Origin of the sequence: Flavobacterium humidisoli (assembly GCF_023272795.1) — a bacterium.
Classification (GTDB): Bacteria; Bacteroidota; Bacteroidia; order Flavobacteriales; family Flavobacteriaceae; genus Flavobacterium; species Flavobacterium humidisoli.
This window is the reverse complement of the sequence record NZ_CP096829.1, coordinates 2,875,434-2,891,509: the sequence shown is the minus strand read 5'-3', so window position 1 is coordinate 2,891,509 and position 16,076 is coordinate 2,875,434. Positions and strand designations below refer to the sequence as shown.

Here is a 16,076-nt window from a genome sequence, read left to right as displayed (position 1 = left end):
ACATTATGTTTAACGAAATCTTTATTTTTGTAAAAAAAATATCAAGAATGAGAGTTAAAGAACAAGGGCTTTATCTGCCTGAATTTGAACACGACAATTGTGGTGCAGGATTTATTTGTAATTTGAATGGTATTAAGTCAAATGATATTATTCACAAAGCATTAGACATCTTAATTAAATTAGAACATCGTGGTGCCGTTAGTTCTGATGGAAGAACTGGTGACGGAGCCGGAATTTTATTCGACATTCCTCATGATTTTTTTAAGAAAGTTTGTGACTTTGAAATCCCAGAAGCGCGTGAGTATGCAGTAGGAATGGTTTTTTTACCAAAAAGCAAAAACCAAGTTTCTTTTTGCATTAATGCATTTGAAGCAACAATCAAAGACCAAAACTTAAAAGTTCTAGGTTGGAGAGATGTACCCGTTGACGTTGAAAATCTAGGTGAAATTGCTGCAGAAAAAGAACCAACAGTTAAACAAGTTTTCGTTTCTAAAAACGGACAAGAGTTAACTGAACAAGAATTTAATGCAAAACTTTTTGCAGCTAGAAAAATTGCTGAACATGCGGTAAGAGGATCAAAAACCTCAGAAAGCCACATGTTTTATTTTACTAGTTTATCGACAACTACTATAATATATAAAGGTCTATTGATGCCGGAAGACATCAGCCGTTATTATATAGATTTGAAAGATCCAGACTTGGTGACTCGTCTTGCACTTGTACACCAGCGTTTCTCTACCAATACATTCCCATCTTGGGACCTAGCTCAGCCATTTAGATACATGTGTCATAATGGTGAGATCAATACACTTCGTGGAAACGTAAGCCGTATGCGTGCTCGTGAAGAGCTTATGCAAAGCAAAGTTTTTGGCGATGATATCAAAAAATTATTCCCAATTATCTTAGAAGGAAAATCAGATTCTGCTTCTATGGATATGGTGATTGAACTTTTATTAATGACTGGCCGTTCTCTTCCAGAGGCAATGATGATGGTGGTTCCTGAAGCTTGGGAAAAACACCAGACGATGTCTCCAGAAAAAAGAGCTTTCTATGAGTACAATGCTTGTATCATGGAGCCTTGGGATGGTCCTGCTTCTATTCCGTTTACAGATGGTAACGTAATTGGTGCTTTACTAGACAGAAACGGATTGCGTCCTTCTCGTTATACTTTAACGAAGAGCGGATTCGTAATTATGTCATCTGAAATTGGCGTATTAGACATCGATCCAGAAGATGTAATTCAGCACGGACGTTTAGAGCCAGGAAAAATGTTCCTAGTTGATATGAATGAAGGACGTATCATCGAAGACGAAGAAGTTAAAAAAGCGATTGTTACAAAACGTCCATACAAACAATGGGTTGATGAAAACTTATTGCCATTGGCTAGCGTTCCTTATACAAACAACCCTACTCCTGTTGAAAAATTAGACTTCTTAACAAGACAGCGTTTGTTTGGTTATACAATTGAAGATTTAAAAACAATCATCAACCCAATGGGTAGCGACGGAGCTGAAGCAATTAGTTCTATGGGGAACGATACACCTTTGGCCGTTTTATCAGATCAGCCTCAGTTGTTGTACAATTACTTCAAACAATTGTTTGCTCAGGTTACTAACCCGCCGTTGGATGGTATTCGTGAAGAAATCATCACTGATATTAGTTTAGCGATTGGTGGAGATTTCAATATTTTCGAAATTGAATCTAAACAATGTAAAAAATTAAAAATCCAAAATCCAGTTGTTTCTAACGAGGATTTGGATAAAATTAGAAATATAGATCACCCAGATTTCAAATCGGCTACTATTTCTACTTTATACAAAATAGAAAAAGGAGTAAACGGTTTAGAGCGTGCGCTTGAGAAATGTGTTCAGGCAACTTTTAAAGCAGTTAATGAAGGATGCAACATTATTATCTTATCTGATAGAGGCGTTAGCGAAGAATTAGCTCCAATCCCAATGTTATTGGCTTGTTCTTACATTCATCATTCATTAAACATTTTACAGGTTCGTTCTAAATTCGGAATCATCATTGAATCTGCAGAACCAAGAGAACCTCATCATTTTGCTTTATTGTTCGGATATGGTGCAAGTGCAATCAATCCTTACATGGTAAACGAAATCATTCACGATCAGGTTGAAAAAGGTTTCATTACAAAAGTAAAAGCTGATTATGCAGTTGTGAATTATAACAAAGCGATTGCAAAAGGAATCGTGAAAATCATGAACAAAATCGGTATCTCTACTTTACATTCGTACAGAGCTGCTCAGATTTTCGAGATTTTAGGTTTAAACAAAACATTTACATCTAAATACTTCCCTTACACTCCATCAAGAATTGAAGGAATCGGTTTAATGGAAGTGGAAAAAGAGGTTAAAAAACGTTTCCAAAAAGCTTTCCCAAATTCAAAAGTTGCTAGTTTGCTTTCTCTTGAAATTGGAGGCATTTACAGATGGAGACGTGGCGGTGAAAAACACATGTTTAATCCAACGACTATTTCTAAATTACAGCAAGCGGTTCGCTTAAACAGCCCAGAAAGCTATAAAGAATACTCTAATGCCGTTAATGAGCAAAGTTCAAACTTAATGACTATTAGAGGATTATTTGAATTCAACAATTTAGATCCAATTTCTATTGACGAAGTAGAACCTTGGACAGAAATCGTTAAGAAATTCAAAACAGGTGCTATGTCTTACGGATCTATCAGTAGAGAAGCGCATGAGAATTTAGCGATTGCAATGAACAGAATTGGAGGAAAAAGTAATTCTGGAGAAGGTGGAGAAGATCCAAAACGTTTCCAGAAAGAAATTAACGGAGATTCTAGAAACTCTGCAATTAAACAGGTTGCTTCAGGACGTTTTGGTGTTTCGATCAACTATTTGACCAACGCTAAAGAAATCCAGATTAAAATGGCTCAGGGAGCAAAACCTGGTGAAGGTGGACAGTTACCTGGAGAAAAAGTAGTGCCTTGGATTGCTGAAACTAGAAACTCTACGCCTTATGTAGGTTTGATTTCGCCTCCTCCTCACCACGATATTTACTCAATTGAGGATTTATCGCAGTTGATTTACGATTTGAAAAATGCAAACCGTGAAGCTCGTATTAACGTAAAATTAGTTTCTGAAGTTGGAGTTGGAACCATCGCTGCCGGTGTTGCCAAAGCAAAAGCTGACGTTATCCTAATTTCTGGTTACGACGGAGGAACAGGAGCTGCACCATTAACCTCTTTACAGCACACAGGTATTCCGTGGGAACTTGGTTTAGCTGAAGCTCAGCAGACTTTAATCTTAAACGATTTAAGAAGTCGTGTAGTTTTAGAATGTGACGGACAGTTGAAAACAGGTCGTGACGTTGCTATCGCAGCTTTATTAGGTGCTGAAGAATTTGGTTTTGCAACGGCTCCGCTTGTAGCTTCTGGATGTATCATGATGAGAGCTTGCCACTTAAATACTTGCCCAGTTGGTATTGCCACTCAGGATCCTGAATTAAGAAAAAATTTCAAAGGAACTCCAGAGCACGTAATCAACTTCATGTATTTCATTGCTGAAGAGTTAAGAGAAATCATGGCGCAGTTAGGTTTCAGAACTTTAAAAGAAATGGTAGGTCAGTCACAGAAATTAAATGTGAACAAAGCCATCAAACATTATAAAGCAAATGGTTTAGACTTGTCATCAATTCTATACAAACCGGAAAAAGCGAAAACAGAACCAAATCATAATACAACTACTCAAGATCACCAACTTGAAAATGTATTGGATTTTGACATCATCAAAGAAGCGATTCCGTCCATCTATAGAAAAGAGAAAACAAGAGTAACCTTTAAAATTAAAAATACAGACCGTTCTGTAGGTGCAATTTTGAGTAACGAAATCTCAAAAATCTACGGAGCACAAGGATTACCTGATGACACTATTTTAGTTGATTTTGAAGGTTCTGCCGGACAAAGTTTTGGTGCTTTTGCAACAAACGGATTGTCGTTTAAAATTCACGGAAACTGTAATGATTACTTAGGAAAAGGTCTTTCTGGAGGAAAATTAATTGTAAAAGTACCTCCTACTGCAACCTTCAACCCTGAAGACAATATCATTATCGGAAACGTTGCCCTTTACGGAGCTATTACCGGAGAGGCTTATATTAATGGAATGGCCGGAGAGCGTTTCTGTGTGAGAAATTCTGGAGCAACAGCAGTTGTTGAAGGAATTGGAGATCACGGATGCGAGTACATGACTGGTGGTACAGTAGTAGTTTTAGGAAAAACAGGAAGAAACTTCGCTGCTGGTATGAGCGGTGGTGTAGCTTATGTTTACGATCCAAATAAGAAATTCGATTCTACAGTTTGCAACATGGAAATGGTGGCATTCGACCCGATGGAAGAAGAGGACGTTACGAAACTAAGAAAACTGATCAAAAATCATTCATTGTACACAAGCAGTCCATTAGCAAAAAGAATTTTAGCAGACTGGGAAAATCAACAACAGCACTTCGTAAAAGTAATGCCAACTGATTACAAAAAAGCATTACAAAGAATTGCAGAAGAGAAAAAAATAGAAGAATTAATAGCTGGATAAATGATTTTAGAATTCAGACTTTAGATTTTAGATTTGATTCACTTTGTCTTCCTTAGCGGAGTCGAAGGATTGGAATTTGGAATTTAAAAAGATTGGAATTTTTAAAACTTTATTTTAATTAAAAATGTCATGGGTAAAATAGGCGGATTTAAAGAATATAACAGAGCCGACGAAAGTAATTTAGCAGTAGCAGAACGTGTTTCTAACTACAACGAATTTACTATTCCGGTACCAAAAGATAAATTAAAAGAACAAGGATCAAGATGTATGGACTGTGGAATTCCTTTTTGCCACAGTGGTTGTCCGTTAGGAAATTTAATTCCTGACTTCAACGACATGGTGCATCAGGAAGAATGGCAGAGTGCATTAGAGATTTTACAATCGACTAATAACTTTCCAGAATTTACAGGACGTTTATGCCCTGCTCCATGTGAGAAATCATGTGTATTAGGAATCATCAAAGATCCAGTTTCTATCGAAAACATCGAAAAAAGCATCGTAGAAAGAGGTTTCGCTGAAGGATGGATTAAACCACAAGCGCCAAAAACTAGAACTGGTAAAACGGTTGCTGTTATTGGTTCTGGACCTGCGGGTCTTGCAGCAGCACAGCAATTAAACAGAGCGGGTCACACCGTTACTGTTTTTGAAAGAGACAATGCAATTGGAGGTTTACTACGTTACGGAATTCCAAATTTCAAATTAGAAAAAGGAATCATCGACCGTCGTGTAGCAATTTTAGAAGCAGAAGGAATCACTTTCAAAACTAACGTAAATGTTGGTGTAAACTTCAGTGTTGAAGAATTAAACCAATTCGATTCTATCGTTTTATGCGGAGGAGCAACAGAAAGAAGAAGCTTGCCAACTAAAGGAATCGAAAGCAAAGGCGTTGTTCAGGCGATGGATTTCTTAACGCAACAGACAAAAGTTTTATACGGAGAATCTATTCCAGATCAGGTTAAAGCTACTGGAAAAGATGTAATCGTTATTGGTGGTGGAGATACAGGTTCTGACTGTATTGGAACTTCAAACAGACACGGAGCAAAATCGGTAACTAACTTTGAGATTTTACCAAAACCTCCAGTTGGAAGAAGCGAGTCAACTCCTTGGCCTTTCTGGCCGTTGCAGTTAAAAACATCTTCTTCTCACGAAGAAGGTTGCGACAGAAACTGGCTAATCAATACGAAAGAATTCATTTCTAACGATAAAGGCGAATTAACTGGATTAAAAACGGTTGAAGTACAATGGAAAATGACTCCAGGACAAAGACCTGAATTAATCGAAAAAGAAGGTTCAGAAAAAATCTGGCCTTGCGATTTGGCTTTATTGGCTCTTGGATTTACAGGTCCAGAGAAAACGTTAAGCGAGCAGTTAGGAATCGAAACTGATATGAGAAGCAACTACAAAGCGCATAACTATCAGACAAACGTACCTCACATTTTCACTGCTGGTGATATGAGAAGAGGACAATCATTAATCGTGTGGGCTATTTCAGAAGGTCGCGAAGCTGCAAGAGAAGTAGATTTATTCCTTATGGGATCTACAAACTTGCCTACTAAAGGAAAAGGAGATTTACCGAGCTTATAATCTTAAGGTTCTGAGGTACTAAGATGCTAAGGTTCTAAACTTTTTCCTTGCATTTTATTAATCTTTTCCGATAAACAACATAACTACTAACAAACCCTTGAATTTACATTCAGGGGTTTTGTTTTTTTTAGCCACAGATTTCATAGATTAAAAAGGTTTTTTTTCAGCCACAACCCGAGCGATAGCGAACTGGCGAAGCAATCATACAAATTTTCACGATTTTTTGATTTTAGATTTTTCGCAATATGTAAAAAACATAGCCCGTGGTTTCAACCACGGGTAACGTTACGGATTGGGCGTTGTTATATATTGCGTTCCCGTGGTTGAAACCACGGGCTATATTTGAAATAGAAGATGTTGAGAAAATAAAAAATTTGTAAAAATTTGTATGATTGCTTCGCCAGTTCGCTATCGCTCGGGTCGTGGCTAAGAAAATAATCTGTGCAAATCATTTTAATCTGTGGCTAAAAAAAAATTTCAACCACATTTAAGAAATAGTTAATTCCTAAATTCATCGTAAAAAAACTTAGTATCTTAGCAACTCAGAACCTTAGCATCTTAAAAAGAGTTACAAAATCTCAAAAACAACAACTTTTTGTTTAAAATAAAACAATTTGTTATATTTTGTTATTTTTCTGCAATTTATTTGCTGGTAATCAAAAGTGTAATAACTTTGCTCAAAATAATTTGAAAAATGCAAGCAAAAGATTTACTGCAGTTAGCAGACCAATTTGGAAGTCCATTGTATGTTTACGATGCCGAAAAAATCCAATCTCAGTACAACAGGTTAACTAAAGCTTTCTCTAAGGTAGAAAACTTAAGAGTTAATTATGCCATGAAGGCATTGTCTAACATTGCGATTCTTCAGTTATTAAAGAACATGGGGTCTGGATTAGATACTGTATCGATTCAGGAAGTTCAGTTAGGACTTCATGCTGGCTATGAACCCGAAAGAATTTTCTTTACACCAAACGGCGTTTCTCTAGAAGAAATTGAAGAAGTTGCTGCAATGGGTGTACAAATCAATATTGACAACTTATCTATTTTAGAGCAATTCGGAACAAAACATCCACATATTCCAGTATGTATTCGTATCAATCCGCACGTAATGGCGGGTGGAAATGCTAATATTTCTGTTGGACATATCGATAGTAAATTCGGAATTTCTGTTCACCAGATTCCGCATATATTGCGAATTGTCGAAAACACAAAAATGAGCATTGTAGGTATTCACATGCACACAGGATCTGATATTTTAGATATCGAAGTATTCTTGTATGCTGCTGAAATCCTATTTGATACCGCAAAAAATTTCAAAGATTTACAATTCTTAGATTTCGGAAGCGGATTCAAAGTTCCTTACAAAAAAGACGATATCGAGACCGATATTGAAGAATTAGGTAAAAAATTATCTAAAAGATTCAATGCTTTCTGTGCTGAATATGGAAGAGATTTAACGTTGATTTTCGAACCAGGAAAATTCTTGGTGAGCGAAGCAGGTCATTTCTTAGTAAAAGTAAACGTAGTAAAACAAACAACATCAACCGTTTTTGCTGGAGTTGACAGTGGTTTCAACCACTTAATTCGCCCAATGTTATACGGATCTTCACACCATATTGAAAACATCTCAAACCCAAAAGGAAAAGAGCGTTTTTACTCTGTTGTAGGATACATTTGCGAAACAGATACTTTTGCAAACAACCGTAGAATTCAGGAAATTACTGAAGGTGACATTTTATCTTTCAGAAATGCTGGAGCATACTGTTTCTCAATGTCTTCGAACTACAATTCAAGATACAAACCAGCCGAAGTTCTTTGGAAAGACGGAAAAGGAATCTTGATTCGCCAAGCGGAAACTTTTGAAGATTTACTTAAAAACCAAATTCCGTTGCCAGAAGAAGTTGCAGCAACAGTTTAAAATAAAAAAAAAGAGAATATCTAGAAGTCCCGTTTCTTAATTGAGGCGGGATTTTTTTTATTGTAGATTTTAGAGTTCAGATTTTAGATTATCTGCTGCGCTTTGTCAGGCTGAGCGAAGTCGAAGCTATCCCTCATTTTTGTCATTTCAGTTTAAAAATACACCCAAAGTAATCACCAAGTTTGTCATTTCGATCCCGAGGCTTCGGGAGAGAAATCTTAGCAAGTAACTCCACAAAGTACTTCTTTTTGTCTTTTCAGTTTAAAAATACACCCAAAGTAATCACCAAGTTTGTCATTTCGACGAAGAAGAAATCTTCGCAAGAAACTCCACAAAGTACTTCTTTTATCTTTTCAGTTTAAAAATACCCCCAAAGTAATCAACAAGTTTGTCATTTCGACGAAGGAGAAATCTTCGCAAGTATGAAGCAGGAAGCACTTGCGCAGGCAATTGGCACAAATCAACAGGCGATTTCTGGTATTGAAGGAAGCGAAACTATCGACGAAACAAAACTTACGAAAATTGCAGAAGCGCTAGGGGTTACAGTAGAAGCAATTGAAAGTTTTTCTGAAGAAAATGTATTTAATTATTTTAATACATTTAATGATTCCGTTTCAAACAGCAATTTTGGACATAATAATATTTGCAATTTCAATTCACTTGATAAAGTTGTAGAACTTTACGAACGTTTGGTTCAGGCTGAAAAAGATAAAGTGGAATATTTAGAAAAATTACTAAAAGGAAAATAATTTCTCAACAATAAAATTTTATAAAAGCACAAATATCTTATGATTTTGTGCTTTTTTTGTAAATCAAAAAACAAACGATTAAAACTTCCTCTACCTCAAATTTTAACTAATGAAATTAAACTTACTTGTACTATTTTTTGCATTATCTTCAAGCTTTACTTATTCCCAAAAAAGGATTAATATAATTTTAGACCCTAAAATAAAGGCACTTAGCCTGGAGAATATAAATACTACCAGCGATCGAACACGATATACAAATGATTCAATATACGAAACTGTATATCGAGGGAAAAATATGGTAGAAGATACTGTTTATTACGACCATTTAAAAAATAACTTTACAAGGAAAGATTTCAGTTGTAATCATTATTACATCAAGGATACATTAATAATTAAAGGTGGTTTTGGCAGTAGATTTCAGGTATATGGTTTTGTTGCAAAAGTATATCCAAATAAAACTGCCCAAGTAAAATTGCGTAAGTTTTGGGGATATCCATCTTATTTTACAAGTAGAGATCAAGAAGATGCAAAAAGCGAAATATTAGTGAACACAAGAACTTCTAAACTTGTTCTTAATAAACTACCTAATAACAAATCTGATCGCAAACATATTTATGGCTGTGTCGATTTTTTAAGTGAAGATTTTTTTGTTGAAATGAAAGACAAAAAAACAGGAGAACTTTATAAAGAAAAAAACACCATGGAATACAAAATTTATTTTGACAGCCGATATCTAAAAGATGATGAATAACTACAAGAGCCTTCTCGCTCTTTTCATACTAATTTCAATCCCCAAATCAATGAAAATTACAATTACCCTCTCAACACTATTCCTGTTATTTGCAACAAATTCTTTCAGCCAAACCATTGCTGACTTAAAACTAAAACCAAAAGAAATTCCAAAAGGAGGTTATATGGCAAGCGACGGAAATATTTGCATTACCCCTCAGGCCTGTACTTTTTATAATGATATTGAAACGTATGCTAATATTGTTGGAACTGTAAAAAATAAAGCCATTCAGAGTTTTAAAAGCAAAGCAGACCGAGGTTCTATTATGTATTTTGAATTTGAACACGTTTTTAAAGGCGACCGCTTCCTGCAAGGTTTGCTTTGGGGAAAAGCGGGCGAGCCAACCGCTGAACGCCCAGAAGAATATCTGGCCAAAGGAAAATTTCTAATTATTTGGAGTTTGCAAGCAGACAGTCCGCTAAAAGAAAAGTCTGAAACTAAAGTGGAAGCACTTTTAGAATAAAAAAATCCCGTTTCATTTATCGAAACGGGATTTTTTGAAATATATCTTTAACAATGATTACACATTTTTTCGCAAAAACTTGAACAACAAATACACCAGATAAAGTAAAAAGATACAAAATGCAATATTTAAAAATTGCCAAATAAATAACCCAAACTGAAAATCATTAATTAATTTATCCATAATTTTATCTTTTTTAAAGCTTTTATTTTCTTACACACAAATAAACGAAAAAATCTTACAATTTTAAAAATAAAAATTACAAAAAAAATGAAACCACAAGTACGCATCCTGATTTATTCAATTCTTTTCTTTTTATACCTTACTTCTACGCATTTTTTACTTGAATTAAATGAGAAATTTAAAGGTGATGGTTTTGTAACTTTAGGAATTGGCTTTGGTATCCTGAATCTTATCTATGCTTTTACAGCCCTAAAATGGAAACCTTTGCTTAATGTACTTTGCGCTGTCGGGATTGCTGCTTTAGCAATGTTTCTGGCTTTACAATTTACCAATCTGCATCTGCTTGTAAATTACGATCCGTATCAGATTAAAACGGCTATTTTTGCTAATGCAGTTCTTTCTATTATTTTTTGGGAGATTGTGTATCAGGTGAAGACTAGGAAATCTAAATAAATATATTTTCAGCTGACTCCAGCTTTAGTTAAGGTGTACAAAAAGTCGCAAAAAGGCTTTAGTCAAATGAATCAATTTTGGCTAAAGCCCTTTTTTTTTCAATATACTTCACCCCCAGCTAAAGCTGGAGGCAATTCATAAATGATAAGTAAGGATAAAATTCAATAACTCGTAAAACTATACATTTTCGTACGTAATTTTTTATATTAGCATTTTAAATTTCCAAGCCAAAATAAATTAATATGAAAATTAAAACTCTACTCCTCTTATCAGTGCTTACTATTTCTTGTAAAAAAGAAACCAAAACCGAAACGACTAAAATTACTCCAAAAGATTCTTTGGAAATAACTGAAAAAAAAGAATCCAAAACACAAAAAACAGATACGATAGTTCTTTCGACTAAACATAAAACCAACAAACTTTTATGCGATCTTGATGGAGATAATTTAGACGAAACGGTAGAAATTTTCAGAAGTACTAACAATGATAAAAGCGGTTTGAAAATAACTTTCGGAAACGGAAAAAGAACTGATTATCTAGGTTTTGGAAATGATATTTTACAAAGAGGTTTTGACGAAATTGACTGGGCTGGCATTTTTGAAAAAGCACCAAAAAATGAAGTTTATTTTGATAACGTAAATGAAGACGGTGAGATTATTGGAGAAGAACAAGTGGCAGAAGAAGACAAAATAAAACTTCCAAATGACGGAATCTTCATCCATGCCGAAGAAAGCTGCGGTGGCGGTGTCATTTATCTTAAAAACGGAAAATACGAGTGGATCCAGCAGGAATAAATGGAGTAATTTAACTTTTAAATTATTATGAATATGAAAAGTACAACCGAAATTGCAAATCGTTTTAGAGAAGTCATTTTAAATGGAACTTGGATTGCAAACACCAATTTTAAAGATCAGCTTGAAAATCTGGATTGGAAAATTGCCTTTAGCCCCATTCAGAACTTAAATACAATTGCGGTTCTGGCGCAGCATATTCATTACTACATCAACGGAATCAATCAGGTTTTTAAAGGGGGAACGCTGGACATTAAAGACCAGTTTAGCTTTGACTTTCCTCCCATTCATTCGCAGGAACAATGGGAAGGTTTTCTAATTAAATTCTGGAATGATGCCGAAGAGTTTGCTTCATCGATAGAAAAAATGCCCGACGAAAAACTTGATGAAGTTTTTGTAGATGCCAAATACGGAACCTACAAAAGAAATATCGAAGCTATGATTGAGCATAGCTATTATCATTTAGGCCAAATTGTCTTGATTAAAAAACAAATAACAAACTAAAAATTAAATAGTAAAATAATAATGAGAAGCTTTATTTTAATAGTAACAATTCTTTTTTGTTTAGCAAGTTGCAAAGATTCTAATAAAATAGAAAGAGAAGGCGAACCAACAATTTACAACGTAGAAAGTGAAGATCCGAAAATGAATGCTGCAATTTTAGAAGCAAATGAAACACTAGATGAATTCAATAAAGGATTGTCTAATGTTAATGCCGATAGCCATTCTTTAAAAGTTAAGTTTTCTAATTCAAAAGACATAGAACATATGTGGATTGGAGAAATTAAATATAAAGACGGAAATTATTCGGGAATTTTAAACAGTGATCCTGAGTACATTACAGAATATAAAGCAGGAGACAAAATCGATATTGAAACTTCTAAAATTAGTGACTGGATGTATCTTATAAATGGAAAGCTGTATGGTGGTTATACCATTCGAGTTTTAAGAGATCGAATGAGTGAAGAAGAACGAAAAGCATTTGATGAAGAAAGTGGAATGCTGATAGATTAATATCTTTTCGATTAAAAAATAACTCAACTTTAAATTATATGCTCCTTTCATGAAAAAAATTACAATCCTATTATTATCTATCGTTCTCTTTTCAAATTGCAAATCAGATAAAAAAGAGGATATTAAAACTTCTGGTTCAACGGAGAAATCAACAGAAGAACCTTTTGTCTTAACTGTTGAAAAAATCGACTCGACTCAATTTCCTAAATCAATAAAATATGAAGGTTATGTAAAAAATGCCGTTCGTTGGACAGATAAATTAGGCGATAATATTGTTATTACTACTGAGACAGGCTACCACATCAACAAAAAGTTTGTACACGAAACAGATGGTTCTGATGCTGAACTATTTGCTTATCACTATATCATTTCTGGAAATCAAGCCAAACAAACTTGGAGAGTTTACGATTTTATTGCAGACTGCCCAGTCGATATTGTGGCTTCGTTTGTTAAAAATACTTTTCAAGTCACTGATTTAAACAATAACGGAATCGCTGAAATATGGTTAATGTACAAAACAACCTGCCACGGCGACGTGAGTCCGTGTGACATGAAAATTATTATGTATGAAGGAAGCACAAAATATGCCATGCGCGGAGAAAGTAAAGTAGCTGTGGGAATTGATGATAATGGCGAAAAACAATTTATTGGCGGTGAATACAAAATGGATGAAAATTTTAAAAAAGGTCCAAAAGTCTTTAAAGAATTTGCCCAAAAGTTATGGAAAAATAATTTGATTGAAAATTGGGACAATTAAAAGATTTTATACAATTCAGAAAATCACTAAATTTATTTTTCAATTCTAATCTACTTAAAATGAAAAAATTAATCTTAGCATTTGTGTTTTTAATTGGTTTATCTGCATCAGCGCAAACTTCTAAAGAACTTATTGGAAAATGGCAATTGGTGAAATGGACTAAAAACGGAAAAGAAAAAAGTATTGAAAAACATTTTAAAACAGATCAGGTTTTTCAGGTTTTTAAAGAAAATGGTGATTTTGAAAGTCTGGTTGGCGAAGAATCACATAAAGCAAAATGGAAACTATCTAAAGACAATTCTCATTTGACAATTATTTCTGTTATTCTGCCTATTGAGTTTACTATAAATTCTTTTGACAGTCAGAAACGTGTCATAACAAATCTTGAAGTTGGTACTTTTGAGTATAAAAAAATAACCGATTAAACGCATTGTAGAAAGGAATTTATGAAAACAAAAAGTTCTATTCTAGCCCCGATAGAGCCGATATCCTCGCAATCCCGATGAATATCGGGATGGAGAGATAAAGGCGAAAGCGGGACCAAACGTTCTTATGGAAACATATACTTTCTGCTCCTTAAAAAAATCTAAAAAAAGGCATAGTTGTTGAAAATTAAATGAAATATATTTACACCTTCAAAAAACACACTATGCAAAAAATTACTTTACTGTTTTCTATATTGTTTTTAGCTTTCTCTTCGTGCGGGGTAAAAACAACGCAATCAATGCTTAGCGACGGAAATTATGACGGTGCAATTGATCGCGCGGTTGAAGCGCTTCGCACCAAAAAAGATTCTAAAGGAAAACAAGATTACGTGTACCTACTCGAAGAAGCCTTTGCAAAGGCAAAAGACCGTGATTTGCGTAATCTAGAAATGCTGAACAAAGAAAATAATCCGGCCAATGCTGAACGCATTTATAATACTTACGTACAGCTTAATAATCGTCAGGAAAAAATCAGACCTATTTTGCCTCTGCCTTTATTGAAGCTGGGAAGAAATGCTAATTTTCCGTTTGATAATTATTCGAATGAGATTGTAAACAGTAAAAATGCACTTTCAAAATATCTGTATGAAAATGCTTCTGCCCTTTTGAAATCGAATAATAAATTGGATTTTAGAAAAGCTTACGATGATTTCGCATATTTGGAAAGCATTAATCCAGGCTACAAAAACACTAAAAAATTAATGGACGATGCTCAGTTTAAAGGAACTGACTTTGTAGATGTTTACGCCAAAAATGAAACCGAAATGGTGATTCCGAAAATGCTTCAGGAAGATTTATTGGATTTTAAAACCTACGGATTGAATGATAAATGGACGGTTTATCATAGTACAAGACAAAAAAATGTGTCTTACGATTATAGTTTGATTCTTAGTTTTAGACAGATTGCAATTTCTCCAGAACAGATTAAAGAGAAAGAATTCATAAAAGAAAGACAAGTCAAAGATGGTGTAAAAACACTTTTGGACAACCGCGGAAGACCTGTAAAGGATAGTTTAGGCAAAGAGATTAAAGTGGATAATTATAAAACACTTCGCGCAACGGTTTATGAATTTAGACAATTTAAGTCTTGTCTGGTAACCGCAAAAGTGGATTATGTAGATTTGAAAAGCAATCAGCTTGTTCAGACATTCCCGATAAGCAGCGAATATGTTTTCGAAAATGTGTATTCGACTTATAAAGGAAACAGAAATGCCTGCGATGATAACTATCTGGGATATTTTGACAAACGTGCCGTTGCGTTCCCAAACAACGAGCAAATGGTTTATGACACGGGTGAAGACCTGAAAGCTAAGTTGAAAGACATTATTGTAAAAAATAAATTCAGAAGGTAATTGTGTAACACGATTATAGAGAAAAAGGCGCATTTTTGATGTGCCTTTTTTTTGTTTTAAATTTTTTCTTTAAAAAAATCTTCTTTTTCATGTTGCGCAACCGAAAAGTTGCGTATATTTGCAACTGATTGGTTGCTAATTTATATTCAAAAGAAATGAAAAGAGATATTTTTCAGGCTATTGCCGATCCGACAAGAAGAGCCATATTAGTTTTGATTTCTTCGAGTGCATTGACGCCAAATGCCATTGCGGAACAGTTTGAAACTACTAGACAGGCGATTTCTAAACACATTAAAATACTGAATGAATGTGATTTACTAGAAGAAAAAAAAATAGGAAGGGAAATTTATTATCAGCTCAAAATTGATAAAATGAAAGAAGTCGATCAATGGCTAGAGCAATTTAAGGCAATTTGGGAACAGCGTTTTAGTCAACTGGATCAAGTATTAATTAACTTAAAATCTAAAGAAAATGAAAACTGATTTATTAATGAATTTTTCTGTAGACAAGGAAAATAAAAGGGTGAATGTAAAACGCGAATTCAATGCGCCATTGTCAAATGTTTGGTCTGCCTGGACAGAAGCTGCAATTCTAGATTTATGGTGGGCGCCAGCTCCGTTGAAATCTGAAACAAAAAGTATGGAGTTTAAAGAAGGCGGGAGAAGATTGTATGCGATGGTTGGGCCTGAAGGCGTGCAAGGATGGAGCACTTTTGATTATACTTCGATTTCTCCTAAAACAAATTTTAAGTACACGTCTACTTTTTGCGATGCTGAAGGAAATCCAAATTCTGCTTTTGGAAGTTCTTTCTGGGACGTTTCATTCACAGAACAGGGAGATTCTACTATTGTAGATATCGTAATTACGCGAGACAGTTTTGAAGAACTGGAAAAAATAATCGAAATGGGATTCAAACAAGGATTTACATCAGCTATGGAAGGTTTGGACAAAATCTTAGCGGAAAAATAAACC

At 34.6% G+C, this 16,076-nt stretch carries 15 protein-coding genes; all 15 read left to right on the top strand.

All coding sequences use genetic code 11. The features are described from left to right. Nucleotides 1–47 precede the first annotated feature (47 nt). The 15 genes from gltB to M0M44_RS12240 all read left to right on the top strand — a co-directional run bounded on the left by gltB (nt 48) and on the right by M0M44_RS12240 (nt 16,073). Nucleotides 48–4,565, top strand: coding sequence for a glutamate synthase large subunit (gene gltB, locus M0M44_RS12310; protein ID WP_248725906.1), 4,518 nt, complete (start codon nt 48–50; stop codon nt 4,563–4,565). A gap of 129 nt (nt 4,566–4,694) precedes the next feature. Further along, the gene (locus M0M44_RS12305) at nt 4,695–6,149 is read left to right on the top strand and encodes a glutamate synthase subunit beta (protein ID WP_012024227.1); all 1,455 of its coding nucleotides are present in this window, start codon (nt 4,695–4,697) and stop codon (nt 6,147–6,149) included. A gap of 694 nt (nt 6,150–6,843) precedes the next feature. Further along, complete coding sequence (gene lysA / locus M0M44_RS12300) at nt 6,844–8,067, top strand: diaminopimelate decarboxylase (protein WP_248725905.1); 1,224 nt, start codon at nt 6,844–6,846, stop codon at nt 8,065–8,067. Nucleotides 8,068–8,489: 422 nt separating this feature from the next. Next, on the top strand, nt 8,490–8,816 hold the full coding sequence (locus tag M0M44_RS12295; RefSeq protein ID WP_248725904.1) for a helix-turn-helix domain-containing protein: 327 nt from the start codon (nt 8,490–8,492) through the stop codon (nt 8,814–8,816). 109 nt (nt 8,817–8,925) lie between these two features. Then, nucleotides 8,926–9,567, top strand: coding sequence for a hypothetical protein (locus M0M44_RS12290; RefSeq protein WP_248725903.1), 642 nt, complete (start codon nt 8,926–8,928; stop codon nt 9,565–9,567). Nucleotides 9,568–9,616: 49 nt separating this feature from the next. Further along, nucleotides 9,617–10,069, top strand: a complete 453-nt coding sequence (locus M0M44_RS12285) for a hypothetical protein (protein WP_248725902.1) — start codon at nt 9,617–9,619, stop codon at nt 10,067–10,069. 270 nt (nt 10,070–10,339) lie between these two features. Next, nucleotides 10,340–10,705, top strand: a complete 366-nt coding sequence (locus M0M44_RS12280; RefSeq protein WP_248725901.1) for a hypothetical protein — start codon at nt 10,340–10,342, stop codon at nt 10,703–10,705. Between the two features lie 242 nt (nt 10,706–10,947). Further along, nucleotides 10,948–11,499 carry a hypothetical protein gene (locus M0M44_RS12275; RefSeq protein ID WP_248725900.1) on the top strand — a complete coding sequence of 184 codons (552 nt, stop codon included), beginning with the start codon at nt 10,948–10,950 and terminating at the stop codon, nt 11,497–11,499. A gap of 33 nt (nt 11,500–11,532) precedes the next feature. Then, a complete protein-coding gene (locus M0M44_RS12270; protein WP_248725899.1) occupies nt 11,533–12,000 on the top strand; it encodes a DUF1572 family protein in 468 nt (155 codons plus the stop codon). A gap of 21 nt (nt 12,001–12,021) precedes the next feature. After that, entirely contained in the window at nt 12,022–12,510 is a 489-nt protein-coding gene (locus M0M44_RS12265) for a YegJ family protein (protein ID WP_248725898.1), read from the top strand. 49 nt (nt 12,511–12,559) lie between these two features. Next, nucleotides 12,560–13,267 (top strand): M949_RS01915 family surface polysaccharide biosynthesis protein, encoded by a 708-nt coding sequence (locus M0M44_RS12260; RefSeq protein ID WP_248725897.1) that lies wholly within the window; start codon nt 12,560–12,562, stop codon nt 13,265–13,267. A gap of 59 nt (nt 13,268–13,326) precedes the next feature. Next, a complete protein-coding gene (locus M0M44_RS12255) occupies nt 13,327–13,692 on the top strand; it encodes a hypothetical protein (RefSeq protein ID WP_248725896.1) in 366 nt (121 codons plus the stop codon). Nucleotides 13,693–13,916: 224 nt separating this feature from the next. Further along, the gene (locus tag M0M44_RS12250) at nt 13,917–15,104 is read left to right on the top strand and encodes a hypothetical protein (protein ID WP_248725895.1); all 1,188 of its coding nucleotides are present in this window, start codon (nt 13,917–13,919) and stop codon (nt 15,102–15,104) included. Between the two features lie 155 nt (nt 15,105–15,259). Further along, nucleotides 15,260–15,586, top strand: coding sequence for an ArsR/SmtB family transcription factor (locus tag M0M44_RS12245; RefSeq protein ID WP_248725894.1), 327 nt, complete (start codon nt 15,260–15,262; stop codon nt 15,584–15,586). Further along, nucleotides 15,576–16,073, top strand: a complete 498-nt coding sequence (locus tag M0M44_RS12240) for an SRPBCC family protein (protein WP_248725893.1) — start codon at nt 15,576–15,578, stop codon at nt 16,071–16,073. Before M0M44_RS12245 ends, M0M44_RS12240 begins: the two co-directional genes overlap by 11 nt. The last annotated feature ends 3 nt before the right edge of the window (nt 16,074–16,076 follow it).

Coding starts and splice junctions, on each gene's coding strand:
- M0M44_RS12265 (WP_248725898.1), top strand. CDS start 12,022: ATGAGAAGCTTTATTTTAATAGTAACAATTCTTTTTTGTTTAGCAAGT.
- lysA (WP_248725905.1), top strand. CDS start 6,844: ATGCAAGCAAAAGATTTACTGCAGTTAGCAGACCAATTTGGAAGTCCA.
- M0M44_RS12305 (WP_012024227.1), top strand. CDS start 4,695: ATGGGTAAAATAGGCGGATTTAAAGAATATAACAGAGCCGACGAAAGT.
- M0M44_RS12255 (WP_248725896.1), top strand. CDS start 13,327: ATGAAAAAATTAATCTTAGCATTTGTGTTTTTAATTGGTTTATCTGCA.
- M0M44_RS12275 (WP_248725900.1), top strand. CDS start 10,948: ATGAAAATTAAAACTCTACTCCTCTTATCAGTGCTTACTATTTCTTGT.
- M0M44_RS12295 (WP_248725904.1), top strand. CDS start 8,490: ATGAAGCAGGAAGCACTTGCGCAGGCAATTGGCACAAATCAACAGGCG.
- M0M44_RS12270 (WP_248725899.1), top strand. CDS start 11,533: ATGAAAAGTACAACCGAAATTGCAAATCGTTTTAGAGAAGTCATTTTA.
- M0M44_RS12285 (WP_248725902.1), top strand. CDS start 9,617: ATGAAAATTACAATTACCCTCTCAACACTATTCCTGTTATTTGCAACA.
- M0M44_RS12250 (WP_248725895.1), top strand. CDS start 13,917: ATGCAAAAAATTACTTTACTGTTTTCTATATTGTTTTTAGCTTTCTCT.
- M0M44_RS12260 (WP_248725897.1), top strand. CDS start 12,560: ATGAAAAAAATTACAATCCTATTATTATCTATCGTTCTCTTTTCAAAT.
- M0M44_RS12240 (WP_248725893.1), top strand. CDS start 15,576: ATGAAAACTGATTTATTAATGAATTTTTCTGTAGACAAGGAAAATAAA.
- M0M44_RS12245 (WP_248725894.1), top strand. CDS start 15,260: ATGAAAAGAGATATTTTTCAGGCTATTGCCGATCCGACAAGAAGAGCC.
- M0M44_RS12280 (WP_248725901.1), top strand. CDS start 10,340: ATGAAACCACAAGTACGCATCCTGATTTATTCAATTCTTTTCTTTTTA.
- M0M44_RS12290 (WP_248725903.1), top strand. CDS start 8,926: ATGAAATTAAACTTACTTGTACTATTTTTTGCATTATCTTCAAGCTTT.
- gltB (WP_248725906.1), top strand. CDS start 48: ATGAGAGTTAAAGAACAAGGGCTTTATCTGCCTGAATTTGAACACGAC.